15 protein-coding genes and 1 pseudogene are annotated in these 19048 nt (G+C 76.4%); 5 read left to right on the top strand and 11 right to left on the bottom strand.

The features are described 5' to 3' along the window. Positions 1-8: 8 nt before the first annotated feature. Positions 9-668, bottom strand: coding sequence for a response regulator (locus ACFVVL_RS14925; protein ID WP_380292437.1), 660 nt, complete (start codon positions 666-668; stop codon positions 9-11). After that, positions 665-1894, bottom strand: a complete 1230-nt coding sequence (locus tag ACFVVL_RS14920; protein ID WP_387675038.1) for a sensor histidine kinase — start codon at positions 1892-1894, stop codon at positions 665-667. The genes ACFVVL_RS14925 and ACFVVL_RS14920 overlap by 4 nt, the downstream gene beginning before the upstream one ends. A gap of 324 nt (positions 1895-2218) precedes the next feature. On the opposite strand from ACFVVL_RS14920, the gene ACFVVL_RS14915 reads away from it, so the two are divergent. Further along, the gene (locus ACFVVL_RS14915) at positions 2219-3712 is read left to right on the top strand and encodes an alpha/beta hydrolase family protein (RefSeq protein ID WP_387675290.1); all 1494 of its coding nucleotides are present in this window, start codon (positions 2219-2221) and stop codon (positions 3710-3712) included. A 7-nt stretch (positions 3713-3719) separates the two neighbouring features. On the opposite strand, the gene ACFVVL_RS14910 is transcribed toward ACFVVL_RS14915, so the two are convergent. Then, positions 3720-4724 (bottom strand): helix-turn-helix domain-containing protein, encoded by a 1005-nt coding sequence (locus ACFVVL_RS14910; RefSeq protein WP_387675035.1) that lies wholly within the window; start codon positions 4722-4724, stop codon positions 3720-3722. A 300-nt stretch (positions 4725-5024) separates the two neighbouring features. Between ACFVVL_RS14910 and ACFVVL_RS14905 the strand changes: the two genes are divergently transcribed. Beyond that, a complete protein-coding gene (locus ACFVVL_RS14905) occupies positions 5025-7403 on the top strand; it encodes an ATP-binding protein (protein ID WP_387675032.1) in 2379 nt (792 codons plus the stop codon). A gap of 88 nt (positions 7404-7491) precedes the next feature. Here ACFVVL_RS14905 and ACFVVL_RS14900 read toward each other — a convergent pair whose 3' ends face one another. The 5 genes and pseudogenes from ACFVVL_RS14900 to ACFVVL_RS14880 all read right to left on the bottom strand — a co-directional run. Further along, entirely contained in the window at positions 7492-7845 is a 354-nt protein-coding gene (locus ACFVVL_RS14900) for a hypothetical protein (RefSeq protein ID WP_387675029.1), read from the bottom strand. Positions 7846-7976: 131 nt separating this feature from the next. Continuing rightward, a complete protein-coding gene (locus ACFVVL_RS14895; protein WP_387675026.1) occupies positions 7977-8360 on the bottom strand; it encodes a hypothetical protein in 384 nt (127 codons plus the stop codon). 176 nt (positions 8361-8536) lie between these two features. Beyond that, on the bottom strand, positions 8537-11350 hold the full coding sequence (locus tag ACFVVL_RS14890) for an SdrD B-like domain-containing protein (RefSeq protein WP_387675024.1): 2814 nt from the start codon (positions 11348-11350) through the stop codon (positions 8537-8539). Positions 11351-11468: 118 nt separating this feature from the next. Further along, positions 11469-11726, bottom strand: coding sequence for a helix-turn-helix domain-containing protein (locus ACFVVL_RS14885; protein ID WP_387675021.1), 258 nt, complete (start codon positions 11724-11726; stop codon positions 11469-11471). A 205-nt stretch (positions 11727-11931) separates the two neighbouring features. After that, positions 11932-12354: pseudogene (locus ACFVVL_RS14880) on the bottom strand (AraC family transcriptional regulator); the annotation flags it as partial. Here ACFVVL_RS14880 and ACFVVL_RS14875 point away from each other — a divergent pair. The 3 genes from ACFVVL_RS14875 to ACFVVL_RS14865 all read left to right on the top strand — a co-directional run bounded on the left by ACFVVL_RS14875 (position 12284) and on the right by ACFVVL_RS14865 (position 14089). Further along, positions 12284-12436, top strand: coding sequence for a hypothetical protein (locus tag ACFVVL_RS14875; RefSeq protein ID WP_387675018.1), 153 nt, complete (start codon positions 12284-12286; stop codon positions 12434-12436). The pseudogene ACFVVL_RS14880 and the gene ACFVVL_RS14875 sit on opposite strands and share 71 nt — an antisense overlap. Before the next feature lie 325 nt (positions 12437-12761). After that, entirely contained in the window at positions 12762-13109 is a 348-nt protein-coding gene (locus tag ACFVVL_RS14870) for a hypothetical protein (RefSeq protein ID WP_387675015.1), read from the top strand. 11 nt (positions 13110-13120) lie between these two features. Then, entirely contained in the window at positions 13121-14089 is a 969-nt protein-coding gene (locus ACFVVL_RS14865) for an LLM class flavin-dependent oxidoreductase (protein ID WP_387675012.1), read from the top strand. A gap of 91 nt (positions 14090-14180) precedes the next feature. On the opposite strand, the gene ACFVVL_RS14860 is transcribed toward ACFVVL_RS14865, so the two are convergent. The 3 genes from ACFVVL_RS14860 to ACFVVL_RS14850 are packed head-to-tail and all read right to left on the bottom strand — an operon-like array spanning position 14181 to position 18876. Then, entirely contained in the window at positions 14181-17693 is a 3513-nt protein-coding gene (locus tag ACFVVL_RS14860; RefSeq protein WP_387675009.1) for a WD40 repeat domain-containing protein, read from the bottom strand. Next, positions 17690-18421: a hypothetical protein gene (locus tag ACFVVL_RS14855; protein WP_387675006.1), complete on the bottom strand. Its 732-nt coding sequence runs from the start codon at positions 18419-18421 to the stop codon at positions 17690-17692. The genes ACFVVL_RS14860 and ACFVVL_RS14855 overlap by 4 nt, the downstream gene beginning before the upstream one ends. Next, positions 18418-18876: a hypothetical protein gene (locus ACFVVL_RS14850; protein ID WP_387675003.1), complete on the bottom strand. Its 459-nt coding sequence runs from the start codon at positions 18874-18876 to the stop codon at positions 18418-18420. Before ACFVVL_RS14850 ends, ACFVVL_RS14855 begins: the two co-directional genes overlap by 4 nt. Positions 18877-19048: the final 172 nt, after the last annotated feature.

Genomic DNA, 19048 nt, shown 5'->3' with positions numbered 1-19048 from the left:
GGGCCGCGTCACGCCGGGTGGACGAGGCGGTTCTCGTAGGCGAAGACCACGGCCTGGATCCGGTCGCGGAGCCCGAGCTTGTGCAGGATCCGCCCCAGGTGGGACTTCACGGTCGCCTCCGCGAGGTGCAGGGCGGCCGCGATCTCGGTGTTGGACAGGCCGCGGCCCACCTGGACGAGCACCTCGCGCTCGCGCGGGGTGAGCCGGTCCAGCCGCTCGTCCCGGCCGGAGCCGCCGCCGGGGATGTGCGGACGGAAGTTCTCCAGCAGCAGCCGGGTCACCCGCGGCGAGACCACCGCGTCGCCCGCCGCCACGCTGCGGATCGCGGTGAGCAGCTCCTCGGGCCTGGTGTTCTTCAGCAGGAAGCCCGAGGCCCCGGCGTTCAGCCCGGCGAAGGCGTACTCGTCGAGGTCGAAGGTGGTGAGGATCAGCACCCGGCTCTGCGGGCAGGTCCGCACGAGCTGCCGGGTCGCCTCGATCCCGTCGGTCCCGGGCATCCGGACGTCCATGAGGACGACGTCGGGCCGCAGCTCCCGGGCCAGGCGCACGGCCTCGGCGCCGTCCGCCGCCTCGCCGACCGGCACCATGTCGGCCCGGCCGTCCAGGACCGTGCTGAAGGCCATCCGCAGCAACGCCTCGTCGTCGGCGATCAGGACGCGGATCGTCATACCCGCGCCTCCCCGCCGCTGCGCAGGTCCAGACGGGTGGCGACCCCCCAGCCGCCGCCCGGCAGCGGTCCGGCCCGCAGCGTCCCCCCGTAGGCGGCCGCGCGCTCGCGCATCCCGGGGATGCCGTGGCCGGACGGCGTGGCGGCGGGCTCCGCCGGGCGGGGCCCGCTGTCGGTGACGTCCACGGTGACGGCCTCGGCCGAGCACCCCACCCGGACCGTCGCACGGGTGCCGGGGGGCGTGTGCTTGAGCGCGTTGGTCAGGGCCTCCTGCACCAGGCGGTAGACGGTCAGCTGGGCGGTGGCGGGAACGCCGCCGTGCGCACCGTCCACCTCCAGCCGGGTCGGCAGCCCGGCGGCGTCCATCTGGTCGGCGAGCGAGCGCAGTTGGCCGATGCCGGGCAACGGGTGGCGCTGCGCGTCCGGCTCGTCGGTGCGCAGGACGCCCAGCGAGCGCCGCATGTCGGTCAGCGCCTGCCGGCCCGTCTCGGAGATCTGGAGCATCGCGGCGGTCGCCTTCTGCGGCGCACGGTGCTGCGCGTGGACGGCGGCGTCGGTGAGCGCGACCATCACGGACAGGTTGTGGGTGACGATGTCGTGCATCTCCCGGGTGATCCGCGTCCGTTCCTCGGCGACGGCCAGCCGCGCCTGCTGCTCCTGTTCCCGCTCCAGGCGCGCGGCCCGTTCCTCCACGGCCGCGAGGTAGGCGCGCGTGGTCCGCACGTTCACCCCGAGGACGGCGGCGGCGACGGCCGTCGCGGTCACCGCCACGAAGGGGGTCAGGAACGCGTCCGCCGGCGCCCAGCGCAGGCAGGCCAGGAGGACCCCCGCCTCCACGACGGCGCCGGCGAGCAGCGTGCCGCGCCGCCCCGAGTGCGCGGCCACCGTGTAGAGCGCCACCAGCAGGGCGACGTCCGCGGGGAGTTGGACGTCCACCAGCCACTGGACCAGGGCCACCGCGGCCACCACGGCGAACACCGTGCGCGGCGCCCGGCGCCGCCACAGCAGGGGCAGGGTGAGGGCGGCCGTCAGGGCGACGGCCGGCGGCAGCCCGGACGGCTCGTGCGTGGTCACGACGTTGGCCAGGAGCAGCGCCGGCACCAGTGCGTCCCACACCACCGGCGGCAGCCGGGAGCCCCGGCGCCGGGCCGCGCCCGGCGGTCGCGCCGGCCGGTCCCGGTGGCGGGCCGGCGGGGCGGTGCGGGTTTCCACGGCCGCCTCGGTCATCACACGTTCCTGTCGGTCGGGCGTCGTCGCGGCCCCGGTCGGGGCCGCCGCCGCGCACGGCCGGAGCCGGGCCCCGGACGGGCGGCACGGGCCCCGTTCCGGCCGGCGCGCACCGCGGCCCTGTCACGGTAGGCCCACGGTGCGGCGGCGCACATGAGTCCACCGTCGGACGCCGGGGCGGCCGGGTACGACCGCAGGAGGAGTCCCGGTACCGACCGGAGTCGCAGAGCGCCGGCCGTCCGGGCGTGTTCGCCTGCGACCGCGGTGGCACGGAGGGCGGCCCGCAGCGCGTCCGCGGTGGCAGGCGACGGCGCCCCCGGGGCGATGTGGCGGCCCGGCCCCGGCGCCGACGATGACCGGGTGACCGACCTCATCACGGGACTTCAGCTGTCCCCCCTGGAAATCCTCGCCCTGCTGGGCACCCTCGCCCTGGTGGCGGCGCGCTGGCTGCCGCCCGCCGCCCGACCGCCCGTCACCGTCGCGGCCGGCTCGCTCCTCGTGCTGTCCGCGCTGGTGCTGGGCGTGACGGGACTGCGCTGGCAGCTGCTGCCGGTCCTGGCGGGCGGCGCCCTGGCGCTGCCGTTCGCCCTCGCCCCGCTGGTCCGGCGCCGGACCGGCCGGCGCCCTGCGCGGCGGGCCCGCTGGTGGGTGGCGCTGCCGGGATCGCTGGCCTGCGTCGCCCTGACCGCCACCGGCCCGGCCGCCGCCTGGGCCTTCCCGGTCCCGGTGTTCCCCGAGCCGACCGGCCGCTTCGCGGTCGGCACCCGGGTGGTGCAGTGGACCGACCAGGACCGCCCCGAGACCGCCACCCCCGACCCCGGGGACCGGCGCACCGTCGTGGTCCAGCTCTGGTACCCCGCGCAGCACAGTGCGCCCGGCACGCCGCGCGCCCGGTACCTCGGCCGCACGGAGCAGGAGGCGCGCACCGTCGCCGGCGCCCTCGCGCGCTACTCCGGCCTCCCCGGCTTCCTGGTCGACGGCGTCCCGCGGGCCCGCACCCACGCCGTTCCCGACGCCCCGGCGGCCCGCGACGGCGCGCGCTTCCCGGTCGTGCTGTTCTCCCCCGGCCTGGGCGGCGTGCGCACCCAGAACACCGCCTGGGCGGAGGAACTGGCCAGCCACGGCTACGTGGTGGCCGCCCTCGACCACCCGTACGACTCCGCCGCCGTCGTCCTCGCCGACGGCCGGACGATCACCACCGAGGTCGCCTCCACCGGCGACGACGACGAGGACGACCGGCGGGCCGCCGAGACCGCCCGCATCCGGGCCGCGGACCTCGGCTTCGTCCTCACCCGGCTGGTCGGGCTGGACCGGGGCGAGGGCGACGACCCGCTGACCGGCCGGCTGGACACCGGCCGGGCCGCGGTGACCGGCCACTCCCTCGGTGGCGCCGCCGCACTCCGGGCGGCCCGCCAGGACGCCCGGTTCGCCGCCGTCATCGACCTCGACGGCTACCCGCGCGACCCCGAGCGGCTCCCCTTCCACCAGCCGGCGCTCGCGCTCACCCAGGCCATCGGACCGGGCACCGACGAGCGCTACATCCCCCGCCTGACCGAGGTCCTCACGCTGGACACCACGACGAGCTACCGGCTCACCGTCCCCGGCGCCGCCCACCTCACCTTCATGGACGGCCCGCTGTACCTGCCGCCGGTGCCCTCGCTGGTCGGCTCCCTGGGCCGTACCGAGGGTGCGCGCATCGTCGCCGGCGCCACGCTCGCCTTCCTGGACGCCACCCTGCGGCAGCAGCCCGGTGACCCGGCCGGCGCCCTGTCCTCCTACGGCGAGCTCACCGTCCACCGCCCGGGCACCGGCCCCTGACCGGCCGTCAGCACTGCTCCGCGCCCCGGGCGCCGACGGGCCGCCCGTCCGACGCCTCCGGCAGGCCGGTGGAGCGGACGCTCCGGAACTCGTCGACCGCGGTGTAGTCGTGCGTCGAGCGCGGCCAGAGGAAGGTGATCTGGTCCAGGACGTCCAGCGGCCGGGCGTCGAACAGGGCGAAGACCGCCAGCCGGGTGCCGTCGGCGGTCTCGTCGCGGACGGCCCGGTACCGGTTCCCGGCCGTGTCGCGCACGGTGATCGGGCCGGTGCCGGCTCCGGCGAGGATCAGAGTGACGATCAGGGTGTCCCCCGCGGCCACCGGGCTCCTGACCGGCAGTGACTCGCCGGTGGTGGCGGACGCGTCGAGCGGGGAGGCGGCCACGTTGTCGCTCACCCGGCCGAGGTAGCCGCACCGGTCCGGGAGCCGCGCACCGGCCGGGGGGACCGGTCGCTCGCCGGCCACCGGGACTCCCCCGTCGGCGACCGGGGCGGCGGTCAGGGGCAGGGCCAGCAGGGCGGCGAGCAGACCGCTGACCGACAGCGCGGGCCGCACCAGGCGCCGGCGGGCGAGGCGGAGGCGTCCCGCCCGCCGGTCCGCCCGCCCGGCCCGCCCCGGGGCCGGCTCCGGCTCCGGCACGAGGACGGGGGCGGGGACGGGGACGGGGGCGGGCGACGGCCCGGCAGCAGCGGACGGCGCAGGCACCGGCGGCTCGGCAGCGGCGGGCGGGACCGGCGGCTCCGCCGACTGCTGCCGCACCTGGATGCGCTGCCAGGCGGACTGCCAGCGCGCGAGTTCCCCGGCGGGCACCTCGAAGGCGGTGGCGAGCGCCAGCACCCGTTCCAGGGGCGGGAGACGGCTGCGCCGCGGGCTCATGTCCCCCGCGAGGGTACTGCGCGGCAGGCCGGTGCGGCGCTCCAGTTCGCGCAGCGACGGGTTGCCGCACCACGCCTTGACCGCCCGCAGCCGGTCCACGAACTCCTGCGGCGTGGTCGCTCCCCCCGGATCGGGCATGGTCGCCGGAGCCTGTTCCGGTAACCGGTCCGGGTCCCCCGTGATGTCCCGCATCTGATCCCCCCTCGGCCGACCGGTTCCCTCGTCCGGTCGCGGCGCGTGCGCCGGGGACCATCCTGGCCAACCCCCACCGGCCGCTCCATGGCGTTCGCTTGGCGTTCTATGATGATCTGTTGTCAGGGGCCCGTCAGGGCCACAGCCTGGGAGTCACGACGGGGGACGCGGTCCCGGCACCCGGCCGTTCGCCCGGCCGCCCCTGCCCTCGTCGTGCCCGCGGATGACCACCCATCGGAGGCGATCATGCTGGGGGACTTCGGAACGCTGCTGCGCCGGTTCCGGCACTCGACCGGGTGGACGCAGGAGGAGCTCGCGGAACGCTCGGGCGTCTCGGCCCACGCGATCAGCGTGCTGGAGTCGGGGCGGCGCCGGCCCCGCCTGTCCTCGGTGGCGCGGCTGGCCACGGCCCTGGGCCTGGCTGCCGCCGACCGTGACCGGTTGCTCTCCGCAGCACGCGGGGAGCCGGAGCCGCGGCCCGGCGGGGAGCCGGCCGATCACCCGGTTCCCCGGCTGCTGCCGTACGCCGTCGCGGACTTCACCGGACGGCGCGGCGAGGTGGACCGCCTGCTCGCCCTGGCCGCGGGACCGGGCGGCGCCCGGGCCCGGCCGCTGGTGATCTCGGCCATCGACGGCATGGCCGGTGTCGGCAAGACCGCCCTGGCCGTCCACGTCGGGCACGCCCTCGCCGGCCGGTTCCCCGACGGCCAGCTCTTCGTGGACCTGCGCGGCTTCACCCCCGGCCAACGGCCGCTCGACCCGGGCGCGGCGCTGGCGAGCCTGCTCCGGGCGGTCGGCGTCAGCGAGACCGCGCTGCCGTCGGCCACCGAGGAGCGCGCCCAGCTGTGGCGCAGCCGGGCGGCGGACCGGCGCTACCTGGTCGTGCTGGACAACGCCGTCGACACCGAGCAGGTCCGTCCGCTGATCCCCGGCGGCCCGCACTGCCTCGTGCTGGTGACCTCCCGGCGGCGGCTGCCCGGGCTGGACGGCGCCGTCGGCGTCTCCCTGGACGTGCTCGGCCATGACGAGGCCGTGGAGCTGTTCGCCCGGGTCGCCGGCCGGGACCGGGTCGCCGGCCACGCGGCCGTCGTGGACGAGATCGTCACGCTGTGCGGACGGCTGCCGCTGGCACTGCGGATCGCCGCCGCCCGGCTGGCCCACCACCCCGCCTGGACGCCCGTCGAGTTGCTGCGGCGGATCCGGCGTCCGCAGAAGTTATTGACCGAGCTCTCCCACCACGACCGGAGCGTCGCGGCGGCCTTCGTGGACTCCTACCGCTCCCTCGCCCCGGCGCAGCGGCGCGCGTTCCGGCTGGCGGCGCTGCACCCCGGCGAGGACGTCACCCCGCACGCCCTCGCCGCCCTGGTCGACGCACCGCCGGAGGAGGCCGAGGAGCTCCTGGAGTCGCTGCACCACCACCATCTGCTGATCGAGCACACGGCCTTCCGGTACACCTTCCACGACCTGCTGCGCGCCTTCGCCGGTGAACTGCTGGCCCGGGAGGAGTCCGAGCCCCTCCGGCGCGCCGCGCTCGTCCGGCTGTTCGACCACTACCGGCACTCCGCCGCCTCGGCGATGGACCTGCTGGCCCCTCTGGAACGGCGGCACCGACCGCGCCCGACCGCGCCCGCCGGCACCCCCCTGGTCCTCGCCGACCCGGCGGACGCGGCGGACTGGCTCGCCCGGGAACAGGCCAACCTGCTGGCGCTCACCCGGCACGCCGCCGACGCCGGCCTGCCGCGGTACGCGGCCGACCTGCCGGCGATCCTCTGGCGCCACCTCAAGCGCCGCATGCCCGCCCACGAGGCACGCGAGCTGGGCGTCAGTGCCCTGCGGGCCGCCCGGCAGCTCGGCGAGCCGGCCGGCGAGGCCGCCGCGCTGCGGCACCTCGGGCTGGTCCACTACCAGCTCGGCGAGCTCCCGCAGGCGCTCGACCTCCTCCACCGGGCCCTGGAGATCCGGCGGAGCACCGGGGACCGCAACGGCGAGGCCCACGTCCTGACCAACCTGGGCCTCGCCCTGGCCCGGACGGGCCGTCTGGAGGAGGCCCTCGACCACCAGCGTCGGGCGCTGCGGCTCGGCCGCGAGCTGCCCGAGCCGGCGGTCGAGGCGATCGCCCTGATCAACCTCGGCCCCGTCCTGACCGGGCTCGGACGGATGACGGAGGCCCTGGAGCACCATCGCGAGGCGCTGGAGTCCCAGCGGCGGGCCGGCAACCGCCTCGGCGTGGCCATCGCGCTCAACCAGCTCGGCGAGCACCAGCAGAAGCTGCACCGCCACCCGGAGGCCCTCGACCTGTACCAGGAGGCCCTGGAGCTGCTCCGGGACCTCGGTGACACCTTCGGCCAGGCCGAGTCGCACACCCTGCTCGGCGACGCCCTGCTGGCCATGGACGCTCCGGCGAGCGCCCTGCGGCACTACCGGGCCGCGTTCGAGTTCCTGCCGCACACCGGTGAGCGGTACAACCTGGGCCGCATCCACCTCGGGCTGGCGCGCGCGCACCGGCGTCTGGGCGAGCCCGACGCCGCCCGCGCGCACGCCCGGCAGGCGGTCGGGATCCACACCGCCCTCGGCGTGCCGGAGGCGGACGAGGCCCGGGCCCTGCTCGACGCGCTGTCGCGGTGACCGGGCGGTGTCCCGGACCGGGCTGTCGCGATGACCGGGCGGTGTCCCGGGCCGGGCCGTCCCGGTCCTGTCTGTCCCGGCCCCGGGTTCAGGTGACCGGGACGCACACCTGCCGGCCGGTCGTGCGGCTCAGCAGACACCCGGTCAGCTCGTCGCCCGTCCCCACCACGACCACCTGGACGCCGTTGCCCAGGGGGCCCGAGACGTACCGGGTCGAGGTGGTCGCGTCGATGACGGTGAGGGTGCACGTGTCGTTGTCGACGGTCGACCGGACGATGACGCCGCCGCCCGTGAGCGTCAGACGCACCGAGCATCCGCCGTTGACGACGGTCGTGCCGCCGCCGATCGGGACGGCCCGGGCCGAGGTCGTGGCGCCCGGGCCGAGGGCGGCCACGGCGAGGGCGACGGCCGCCGAAAGCCCGGCGGTGGTGATGATGCGCACCGTACTCCTCCTGTCGCGAGGTCGGGCCCCGGCCGCGGAACCGGCCGGGGCGGGAACCGGGTCACCGGGCCGAGCGGCGGGAGGGGCCGCGAGGGCCCGCTCCCCCCACGCTCGTCGCACCGTGCTCCGGCTCAGTTGATCGGGCCGCACGCCCAGGTGTTGTTGTTGGCCGTGTCGATCAGGCACGCCTCCAGGCTCTGGCCCGGCCCGTCGTACCACCACTGGGACGGGTTGCTGCTGGGGGTCGCACCCGCGGGGCCCAGCCACTTCCAGGCGTTGCGGTCGAACACGCCGAACAGACAGTGGCCGGGATTGGCGGTCGGGATGATCCTCATGTAGTCGTGGTGGTCGCTCATGAGCTGGATGTCCTCGATCGCCACGCAGCCGCCGGTACCGAAGGCCCACTGCCCCTCGGCGGTCTGGGACGCCGACGCGGTCCCGATCCCGATCACGCCCGTCGCCACGGTGGCGATCGCGGCGGCGACGACGCGCTTGCCGGTCCTGGTGAATCGCATGGTGCTCCTCCGAACAGTCGGTTCCGCCCCGGGATCGGCCCCGGGAACACCCCGAACCTCAGCAGCCGGCGCGGTGCGGAACAACGGGTCGGGCCCCGCCTCGGACACTCCCGGACGCTTCCGGACGACCTCCGGACGCCCTCGGGACGCCACTGGACGTCCCGAGGGCGGCCCGGCTAGCGGTTCCGCGCCCTGCGCCGGCGGAGCTCCACGAGGGCCCAGCCGAGGGCGACGCAGGCCACCGACGCGACGGCCAGCGGGACGACCTGGTCCTGGCCGGTACTGGCGAGGTGCGCGCCGGGCGCGGCGGTGGGCGCCCCCGGTGCACGCGGTGCGCCCGGCGTCGTCGGCGCCACCGGGGTCACCGCCGCGGCCGGTGCCGCCGGTGGCGCCGGGGTCGTCGCCGCCACCGGTGCCGGCGTCGTCGGCGTCGCCGGCGCTTCCGTCGGCGTCGGCGTCGGCGTCGGGGCCGCCGTCGGCGTGGGCACGGGCAGCAGCCGGTTGACCACGGTCACCGACACCCCGGCGTCGAGGTTCCCGGAGTCCAGCACCAGCGGACCGGACACCGGATCGTCCGGAGCCGCGTAGCCCCGGGGCGGGCCGACCTCCTGCCAGTAGTACGTCCCCGGTTCGACCGTGGCCGTGCAGACGCCGTCGGCCCCGGTCGTGCAGGGGTCACCGACCCGGGTGTCGGGCGCCGTCCCGGAGGTCTGCGCCCCGTCGGTGCCGTTCGTCTCCCGCCACAGCGCGAACTCCGCCCCGGCCAGCGGCTTTCCGTCCTGATCGTGCTTGACCAGGCGTACCGCGCCCTCCTGCCGGCGGAAGCCGAGGTCGAGGGTGTGGTCGTTCTCGCCCGGCCCGCCGGTGGTCAGCGTCCGTTCCGGGTAGCGAGCGCCCGGCGGGACGATGCCCTTGGAGTCCACGAAGCGGTTGTCCCCGACGCCCGCCTCGGTCGGCACCCACCGGTACAGCGGCCCGCCCGGCGCGTAGTCCGCCGGGTTGTCCATCCGGATCGTGTACGTGGTCCTCGGCTTCAGGCCTCCGGGCACGTTCGAGTCGTCGAAGTAGTACTCACCGCGCGCGGTCGTCCTCGTCGAGGCGACCGGCTTGCCGGACTCGTCGTAGAGGTTGACGGTGGCACCGGGCACCGGCAGCTGGCTCGGGCTCTGCACGCCCCGGCGCTCGGCGTCGTACCAGACCCGGTTGCCGATCTGCAGCGGCGCCTGGTCGCAGAGCACCTCCAGGTCGCCCATCGAGGCGCCCTTGCCGAAGGCGGGCCTGGCGGTCGAGGTGTTCAGGCCGAGGCCGGAACCGGCGGCCCTGGTCCCGTCACGCTTGGTGAACATCGTGCCGACGACCCACGCCGTGTCGGTCGGGTCCACCGCCGAGATCGCGACGGAGTCCTCCACCTTCGACAGCGCCATGCCCGCGTAGGCCGCGTTCGGGTGGTAGCCCTGGAAGGTGCCCACGCTGAAGAACCTGGTCCCGCGCGTGGTCGACCCGCAGCCGAGGTTGGTGTCCATCACGTACCCGCCCTCGGAGCGGCACGCCTTGTTCAGGTCACCCCCGGAGGCGAAGCTGTGGTAGGTCGTGGGGTCCCCGGTGCGCGGGAACGCCGTCGCCTTGTCGGTGTGCCGGTCGCGGAAGGCCAGCAGCATGGAGCCGTCGGTCTCGAAGGCGATCTCGGCCAGCTCGGGCTCGGGGTTGGCGTAGAAGCCGGTGCCGGTGCAGGCCTTGCCGTTCTGCTCGGCGGGGATGGTGTCCGTCCACGGGAACCAGCCCGCCCCCGGGCAGAGGCCCTTGGCGCTGATCTCGCGGGGGTGGTCGAGCGGCTGGTCCAGCACCGCCGGGCCGAAGGCCCCGGTCGCCGGGTCGAAGGGCAGGACGACCGCGCGCAGGTCCGAGACCTTCCCGGTCGACTCGCCCGAACAGACACCGCCGAGGTAGCCGACGCCGTCCTGCATGCCCAGGCCGAACGGACGCCAGTCCACCGGCGAGGGGCAGCCCGGGTCCGGCACGGCGTAGGAGGCCTCCGGTGCCGCCGCGGTCGCCGCGGTGGCGTCGTAGCGGTACAGCCGGCGGTTGTTGAGGTTGACCACGAACAGGTCGCGGCCGTCCTCGGAGACCTTCAGGGCGCCGAGGCTCTCCTTGCCCGGCGCCGCGAGGAAGGCGTCGTCGGCGGCGCCGACGCCGTGCACCGACGCCCCGGCGTCCGGGACGGTGGTGAACAGCGACGTCGTCCTGCCCGTGACGTCCGTGACGTAGACCGCGCCGGCACCGCCGGGGCCGTACGCCGTGTCCCGCTTGGCCAGCGCCGAACTGAACAGCCGCTTCCCGGGCTTGCTCCACCCGATGCCGTAGACGGTGCCGGTCTCGGCGTTCGTGGAGAGGTCGGTCGTGTCCGTGTTCTCGCCGCGCGCGCCGTAGGGGAACGTCACCAGCGTGCGCGGGTTCTTCGTCTCGTTCGTCGCGGGCTGGCAGGCCGTGACCAGCGGCGCGTTCTTCTGGCAGTAGTCGCCGGGGTTCCACAGGCCCGTGGTGAGGGCGACGTTCCGGCCGCCGCCGAGGTCCACGAACTCCTCGTTGCTGCTCAGCCGGTCGGGTCCACCGTCCGGGCCCTCCCGCGACGCGAACGCCGGGAACAGCACACCCGGCTTCGGGTTCACCACCTGCACCCGGTACCTGCCGCCGGCGGACCGGGCCGGGCCCGGCGTCAGGGTGACCGTGCCGTCGGCGGCCGTCACTCCGCTGGTCCCGGCCCCGTCGTCGCCGGTGAGGGTCACCGTGACCCCGCCGATGCCCGGTTCCAGCACCGGGCTCCACACTCCGGTGGTGCCGACCGCCCGCACCACCCGCACCGTCACCGAGCCGTCCCCGGCCTGCGGGTACGCCGCCGGAGCCGCCAGCATCGAGCAGCTGCCGGTCCCCAGGGCCAGCGCGGCGACCCGCACCGCCCACCGCCGGCCCGGCCCGCGTGCGGCGCCGTTCATCTCTTCACTTGTTGCTGTCATTCCCGCTCTCATCGTTCAGGCGATGATCCGCCTTCGTGGGCCGAAGCCTAGGGCAGTCCCGACAAGCGGGTGATCATGGAGCGGAATTGACGCCGATTCACCTCTGCGGCAGCTGCGCCGGCGTCCGCGATTCCGAGTCGCGCCACTCGCGCGGCGAGAGGCCGTAGGCGGCCTTGAAGGAGCGGCTGAAGTGCGAGGCGTTGGCGAAGCCCCAGTGGTGGGCCACGGCCGCGATGCTGCTGCCCCGCTCCTGCCGGCCGCCCAGGGCGCGACGGCACTGTTCCAGGCGCCGCTGCTGGATCCAGCGGCGGACGGTGAGCCCCTCCCGTTCGAAGAGCTTGTGCAGGTACCGCACGGACATGTGGTGGTGGCGGGCGATGGCCTCCGGGGTGAGCTCCCGGTCGGTCAGGTGCTCGCCGATGTGGGCCTGGATCCGCAGCAGGGTCGCCCGGGGGGGCGTCGGGCGTGTCCCGCGGATCGACGCCGAGGTGCTCGTCGGCGAGCGTCCGGATCAGGTTCACCGCGTGGCGGGCGACCGACGCCCCCACCTGCGGCCGGTAGGCGTCCGCCGTGTCGGCGAGGTGGGACAGGAGCGGCGGAACCAGCCGGCCGAGCGGCGAGTCGGCGCCGAGCGGCCGCGCAGTGATCCGCCGCAGCTCGGACTCGCCCAGCCCCAGCGCCCGGCGGGGCAGTACCAGGGACTCGGTGCGGAACCGCTCGGGCACGGTCAGCCGGACCGGCCGCGCCATGTCGTACACGAAGAGCCGGCCGGCCTCCAGGCAGGCGTCCCGGGCGTCCTGCTCGACGCGCACGGCACCCCGGCTGAGGAACTTGACGACCACGAACTCCTCGTTGTCACTGCCCGCGATGAGCCGCCGGGTCCGCTGCGCCCGATGGGGATCCCCCTCCACGGTGACGACCTGGAGCGGGCCCAGCAGCGAGGTGCGTATCGAGCCGTGCCGGACCTCCTCGGGCACCTTCATGTCCACCGATCCGAACGTCCGCGAGAGCGCCTCACGCCAGTACGCCCGCCGGCCCGACACCGGCAGCCCCTCGGTCGTGTAGTGCGCGGCCCCGTCTGCGGGCGCCGCCCCCGACGTCTCCAACGACACGCTGCTCCGCTCCTCACCCTCGTCGGCCCGCAGGTCCGGGCCCGTGCGAGCCGCATCATGCCACCGGAGGAGGGCCCGGGAGCCGCGTTCACCGCAGCCCCGCCCGCCGGCCGGCCGCCTTGCACGGCGGGCCGGTCGCACCGACGCCGGGCCCCCGGCGGCCCTCGCCGGCCCCGCCCGGGACAGCGGCGGGCGGAACCCGTGCACGCAGACGAAGGACCACTGCACGCACGGGCAAGTCGGCCGCGCCGACACCCCGGGCTGCGGACGCGGGGCGCGTGCGCGCTCAGGGCGACGGCGACGGCGACGGCGACGGCGACGGCGACGGCGACGGCGACGGCGACGGCGAGCTGATGCAACCCTGCTGCGTCCGGCTCTTCACCGGCGGCGACCTCGGCGACGCCCTCCTCGTCCGGGACGCGAAGGGGGCCGGCTTCGACGCCGCGTGCTCGATCGGGATCGAGCCCCTCCTCGGCCGCGGACCCGGACCGACCAGGGCCCACCTCCCCGCCCACCCCTCGCCGTCCGCGCCGGCGGCACTGGAACGGCTCGACGCGCTCGCGTCGCGGGGCGCGTTCGAGGGCTGCGGACCGACCCCTGCGACCGGTGGTGCGCGAGGGAGGTAGGTTGGCCGGTCATGACGGCCTTTCGCATGGGTGTGATGTTCGACCGTTCCTGGGACCCCGCCGGGCTGCCCGCCTTCGCGCGGGAGGCCGAGGCACTGGGGGTGGACGACCTGTGGGTCGTCGAGGACCTGGGGTGGAACGGCGGGGTCTCGGCGGCGGCGGTGGCGCTCGGGGCGAGCGAGCGGCTGCGGGTCGGCATCGGGATCGCACCGGCACCGCTGCGCAGTCCCGCGCTGCTGGCGATGGAGGTGGCCACCCTGGCCCGGGTCTTCCCCGGCCGGCTGGTGGCCGGGATCGGCCACGGCGTGCGGGAGTGGATGCGTCAGGCCGGCGTGGCGCCGCGCTCACCGCTGGCGCTGCTGGAGGAGGCCCTCACCGCGGTGCGGGGCCTGCTGCGCGGCGAGCGCGTCACCGTGGACGGACGTGAACTGCAGCTCGACGGAGTGCAGTTGGTCCACCCGCCCGCGCCGGACGCGATTCCCCCGGTGATCGCGGGCGTCGTCTCGCCCAAGTCCCTGGAGCTGGCCGGCCGGGCCGCGCAGGGCACGCTCGTGGCCGAGGGCCACGGCCCGGAGGACCTCGGCGCGGTCCGCGCCGCGGCCGAGCGCGGCGGCGCGGGCCCGGACCACACGGTCACCGTGTTCACTTTCCTCGGCGTGGGGGACGCGGCGGCCGCCGCCCTGCGGGAGGCCGTCGCCGGGCACGCGCGGTGGCTGGGGCGCGACGAGGCCGCGACCTTCGCGGCCGGGGGCACGGCGGCCGAGGCCGCGGCAGCGCTCCAGGAGCTCGGCGAGGCGGGCGCGCAGACGGTGGTGGTCCGGATCTGCGGCCCGGATCCCCTCGGTCAGCTGCGCGCGCTGATGACGGCGCCGGGCGGCGGCGCAGGCGTGCGGCACACCCGGCCGAACTCCACCCCACCCCCGGCCCGCCGGGCTCCGGACGCCCCGACGGCCCCGGTGCCGGAGTCCGCCGGGGCGTAGCGGACGAGGCTCCCCCGGCCGCGAACACCCGCGTGCCCCGCCGGGCCGGCGAACGGACCCGGCCGGCCGGGGACGGGAGGGTGGTGCGCCGTCAGCCGCAGCCGTCCCGGTAGGGCAGCGCGGAGAGGTATCGCTGCCACTGCGCGGGCGTCGGGGTGCCGGTGTTCGCGCAGACCCGCTCGACCGACTGCTCGGCTCCCCACGGCCACAGCCGGACGAGGTGGTCGTAGCCGCCGGTGACGACCGTCCGGCCGTCCGGGGTGAACGCCAGGGAGGTGATCTCCTCGGTGCTGATGGCAAGGGTCCGACCGATCGCGGCAGGGTGAGCCGGGTTCGTGACGTCCCACAGGCGCACCTGGGCTCCGGCGGTGGCAAGGGCCCGGCCGTCGGGACTGAAGGCCACCGCCCGGACACGGCGGCCGGTGTAGCCGGCGAGCGGTGGGCCGAGGAGGGTCGGGCGGGTGCGGTCGGAGACGTCCCAGAGCTCGATCGCGCCGTCACCGGGGGTGTCGGTGTGGCCCGTGTCGGTGACCGTGACGAGGGTCCGGCCGTCCGGGCTGAACGACATCGACCGGAAGCCCTTGGCAAGTGCCGGGCCGGAGGGGGCCGGACGGTCCGGGTCGGTCACGTCCCACAGCTGCGTCGTCTCGCCGGCATAGCTGCCGGAGGCGGCGAGGGTCCGTCCGTCGGGGCTGAACGCCACGGTGCCGCCCACGCTGACCGCGCCGCTGGGCAGCAGGGCCCGCTGGCGGGGGCGGGCCGGGTCCGAGACGTCCCACAGCCGCACGCTCTTCTCCGCGCCGACGATGCCGCTGGAGGTAACGGTGGCGAGGGTGCGCCCGTCGGGGCTGAACTCCACCACGGTGACGCCGGTGGGGAAGCGCGCGATCTGCCCGACCGCGGCGGGTCGGGTCGGGTCGGCCACGTTCCACAGGACCACCCGGTTCTCGGAGAAGATCGCGGTGACCAGCGTGCGGCCGTCAGGGCTGAGCGCGACCGAGCCGACCGGGTCCGTGAAGCCCTCCACCCGGCCGAGCGGCAGCGGACGCGCCGGATCGGCGGTGTTCCACAGCCGCACCGTCCGGTCGACGGAGGCAGTGACGAGGAGCCGGCCGCCGGCCCCGAGCCGCATCTCCGTGACGAGGTCGGTGTGGTCGCTCAGCACGGCAGCCGGCAGGTGCCACAGCCGCACGGTGTGGTCGGCGGAGGAGGTGGCGAGGGTACGACCGTCCGGGCCGAACGCCATCGAGGAGACGGTGTCGGTGTGACCGGCCATCGGCGGGGCGAGGGACGTCGGGAGGCCGGGGTTCGCGGTGTTCCACAGCCGGACGGTGTGGTCCGCGAAGGCGGCGGCGAGCAGGCGGCCGTCCGGGCTGAACACCGCCGGACCCCTGGCTCTGGCGGAGCCGGTCAGGGCGCCGCCGACCGCGACGACATGGGCCGGGTCGGCCACATCCAGCAGTTGTACGCTGCCGCGGTCGGTGACGGCGAGGGTGCGGCCGTCCGGGCCGAACGTCAGTGAGCCGACGCTGTCCCAGATCCTGCCGAGCGGCGTCGCGCGGGCCGGGTCCGCGAGGTTCCACAGCCGTACCCCGTCCTCCACGGAGGAGGTGGCGAGGGTGCGGCCGTCCGGGCTGAACGCCACGGTGTTGACGGCCGTCGTGTGCGGGAGGGGCGGGCCCTGCCGCCCCGGGTGCGCGGGGTCCGTCACGTCCCACAACTGCTCGTCCTCGACGTGCTTGCTGCCGGTGGCGAGGATCCGCCCGTCAGGGCTGAAGCGCAGCGGGCCCATGGGGGTGTCGGGCAGCGGCGCGCCGAGCCGGCGCGGGCGGGTCCGGTCCGTCACGTCCCACAGTTGCACCGAGTTGTTGGTGCTGACGCCTGCGGTCGCGAGGGTGCGCCCGTCCGGGCTGAACGCCACCGTGCCGGTACTGGACAGGACCCGCACCGGTTCGCCGAGCGGGACGGGGTGCGCGCGGTCCGCCATGTCCCAAAGACGCAGGGTGCGCGTGGTCGGCTCGGCGGTGGCGACGGTGGCGAGGGTGCGCCCGTCGGGGCTGAACGCCACCGTGTGGACGCTGCCGGAGAAGTCGCTCAGGACGGTGGACAGCGGCTGGTTCGCGTCCTCGACCAGGCGGGTGTGGCGATCGCCGGTGGGGACCAGGCGGTACGCAGCGACGTCCATCCGCGCGGCGAGCGAGGAGTCGGTGGCGCGCACCTGGTCGGCCCGCCCCGCGACCTGACTGGCCAGCGCACTCTGCTGGCGCACCGCCGCCAGGTCACGCTGGTGCAGCGCGAACACTCCGGCCGTCACCGCGGCGAGGACGAGCGCCGAGACGGCGACCCGGCCGGTGCGGAACTGCCGGGCGTGGCGGTCGGCTTCTCGCAGAGTGGCCGCGAACCGCACCTCGCCGGGACGGGGGGCGGCCGCGGAGACCTCCAGCCGGTTCGCCTCGGGCGCCACCAACCGGAAGCCCTTGCGGCGGACGGCGAGCAGCTTCGCGTCGAGCCCGGCGACCCTGAGCAGCCGGCCGTCCGCGTCGAGGGCGCCGGTCACCGCGGTGCGCGGGCGCAGCCCGTAGAAAACGTCGCGGAGCCGGGCCACGCCGGGGCGGCGGCGCAGCAGGGCCCGGAGCCCGAGCGCGAAGGCGGCGCCGAGCGAGGGGCCCTCGATCCGGTCCGGGGCGGCGGGCTCGTCGGACAGGACGATCCGCCAGACCACGCAGCGGCCCTCGCGCTGCGGGCCCGCGAGGCGCCAGGCGTCACCCAGCGCCGCGGCGAACTGGCCGTTGCCGCTGCGCACCCCGTCCATCGTGCGGGGGTCGGGGTACAGGCCCGCGGGTCCCGCGGCGAACTCGCGCAGTTCCAGGACACCGGTGGCGCCCTCGGCGGCCGGCGCCCCCGCGCCCGGCCGGGACGAGCGGCCGAAGACCACCGGGACCCGAACGACCGGACGCCTGCGCGGTGCGAGGCCGGCCATCATGAGGGCGGCGATCACGAGCAGTGCGGCGGCGGCCGATGACGGCCCGCCCGCGGCCTCGGCGGGGCGCAGCCGCTGGATCCGCTGCAGCAGCGCGTCGGTTGCGCCGGCGAGTCGCGGGGAGAGGACGGCGAGGTCCTTGCCGGCGGGCTGTGGCGGTCCGCTCGCCGTCCCGGGGCAGAGCAGCCCGCTGTTCTCCCAGGCCCCGAGCAGCCGCAGCAGGGCGCCGTCCTGCTCGCCGGTGTCCTCCCCCGGCACGGTCAACGCCCTGGCCAGGAGCAGGGGGTGCTCGACCCGTGCGGTCGTCGCGGGTTCGTGGTCCCGGTCCGGGGCGGTCGCCCTGAGCCAGCCGCGCAGTTCCTCACAGTCGCGGCCGGCAAGCCACGCCGGGTCGTCGCGCAGTGCCTCGCCGCAGCAGTTCCACCACAGCGCCGGCTCACCGAGCAGTTCCCGGACGGCGCTCTGCGGCCCGGATGCCCGCTCCAGGACGTGCCCGACCGCAGTCCGGGCCGCGGGGCCCCCGATCCCCGGCCGGCGCCGGCCGGTTCGGCGTCCCGGCGCGGCCTCCGGGGCGGCGCCCGGCCGCCCACCGGCGCGCTGTCCCGGCTCCGCCGCCCCGGTCACCGCAGGTGCTCGTCGATGACGCGACGAAGACCGGCGTCCGAGAGCAGCGCCCGCACCTCGCGCCAGGCCTCGCGGGTCGCGCCGTTGAGCGCGGCGCCGACCGATGCCGCGACCGCCTCGGCGTCCCAGCCGCTGCCCGGACCCACCGGGGCCGGCGCGGAGGCCGTCCAGCCCTCCCCCGCGAAGTCCGGGAGCCGCACATAGGCGGCTGCGGGGCCGAAACGCCCCTGCACCACGGGAACGAGCAGCACCCGTTCCGCGCCGGTCGCGCCCGCGTACCTGACCACCGTCATCAACGGCACGGTGTCCTCGACGCCGAGCACGACCAGTTCCAGGCTGTACTCACGGGCGGGTTCCCCGTGACCGCGCACCAGGAACCGGGCGGTGCCGTCCGGGGAGGACGCCTCCAGCAGCACGGCGTCGCCTCCCGCCGCGGCCAGGCCGCCGGTGCGGGGAAGCCGCGGGAGGGGGAACCATCCCGGGCCGGGCGAGGAGGGACGCGACCCGTCCCGCACGACCGCCGTCGGCGGCCGGTTCGCGGCCGGTTCCCGGGTGCGGACGGGGTCACCTCCCGGAGGGCCGCAGGGCAGGTCCACCCCGGTGAACGACGCCCGGAACCGCTGCCACAGCGTGTACCCCTCGCGGGCGCGGGCCCCGGCCGGGGGGCGGCGGGCGGCCGCGTAGGTGAACGAGCGCCAGGAGCGCCGGACGATCGAACCGGCCGTCACGACGCCTCCCCGCCCACGGGTGCCGTCCCCGGGTGGGCCGCCGACGCCGCAGGGGCCTCCGGCGCCGCTCCGCCGGGGTTGCGCTGCGCCTCGGCCGGGGTGGTCGCCCGGCCGATCTGGGCCAGCAGGGCCGGTGCGGAGGCACCGACGGTCACCGCTGCGTACACGCCGGTGACTTCGGTGTGCAGCAGCCAGCCGGCCGCGCCGCCCAGGGCCACCCGCGCGAGTGCGGCGAGCGTGTCCGCGAGGGGGTCGACGAACCTGCCGAGCGGCGGAAGCGGGGCCGCGTCCGCCCGCGCCGCGTGCCGTGCCTGTTGCCAGCTGCGCAACCGTCCGTAGGTGACGACCGCTTCAGCGATCAATCCACCGCCCGCACCGGACGCCACAGCCTCGATCCACGTCAGCATCAACCCGTCCCCGGCCGACTCGTCCAGCAGCACCTGACGGCCAGTCATCGTACGCCTACCGCGCGCTCGCGCCGAGGGCCCGGCGGCGGACGGCTCGTAGGCGGGCGGGGTCAGCAGCAGCCTGCACAGTCCTGGGGGCCGGCCGACCGTAGCGGCCGGCCGGTGACGGGAGGGTGGTGCGCCGCGGGGACGCCACGGTCACGGCGGGTCCGGCGCGCGG

The organism is Kitasatospora sp. NPDC058115, assembly GCF_042884635.1.
GTDB lineage: Bacteria > Actinomycetota > Actinomycetes > Streptomycetales > Streptomycetaceae > Kitasatospora.
The sequence above is the reverse complement of the archived record's forward strand: the minus strand, read 5'-3'. Positions and strand labels throughout refer to the sequence as shown.

Excerpts from the sequence above, each read along its gene's own strand:
- ACFVVL_RS14905 (WP_387675032.1), top strand. The coding sequence starts at position 5,025 with ATGCTGGGGGACTTCGGAACGCTGCTGCGCCGGTTCCGGCACTCGACC.
- ACFVVL_RS14910 (WP_387675035.1), bottom strand. The coding sequence starts at position 4,724 with ATGCCCGATCCGGGGGGAGCGACCACGCCGCAGGAGTTCGTGGACCGG.
- ACFVVL_RS14895 (WP_387675026.1), bottom strand. The coding sequence starts at position 8,360 with ATGCGATTCACCAGGACCGGCAAGCGCGTCGTCGCCGCCGCGATCGCC.
- ACFVVL_RS14850 (WP_387675003.1), bottom strand. The coding sequence starts at position 18,876 with ATGACTGGCCGTCAGGTGCTGCTGGACGAGTCGGCCGGGGACGGGTTG.
- ACFVVL_RS14865 (WP_387675012.1), top strand. The coding sequence starts at position 13,121 with ATGACGGCCTTTCGCATGGGTGTGATGTTCGACCGTTCCTGGGACCCC.
- ACFVVL_RS14920 (WP_387675038.1), bottom strand. The coding sequence starts at position 1,894 with ATGACCGAGGCGGCCGTGGAAACCCGCACCGCCCCGCCGGCCCGCCAC.
- ACFVVL_RS14925 (WP_380292437.1), bottom strand. The coding sequence starts at position 668 with ATGACGATCCGCGTCCTGATCGCCGACGACGAGGCGTTGCTGCGGATG.
- ACFVVL_RS14915 (WP_387675290.1), top strand. The coding sequence starts at position 2,219 with ATGTGGCGGCCCGGCCCCGGCGCCGACGATGACCGGGTGACCGACCTC.
- ACFVVL_RS14890 (WP_387675024.1), bottom strand. The coding sequence starts at position 11,350 with ATGAACGGCGCCGCACGCGGGCCGGGCCGGCGGTGGGCGGTGCGGGTC.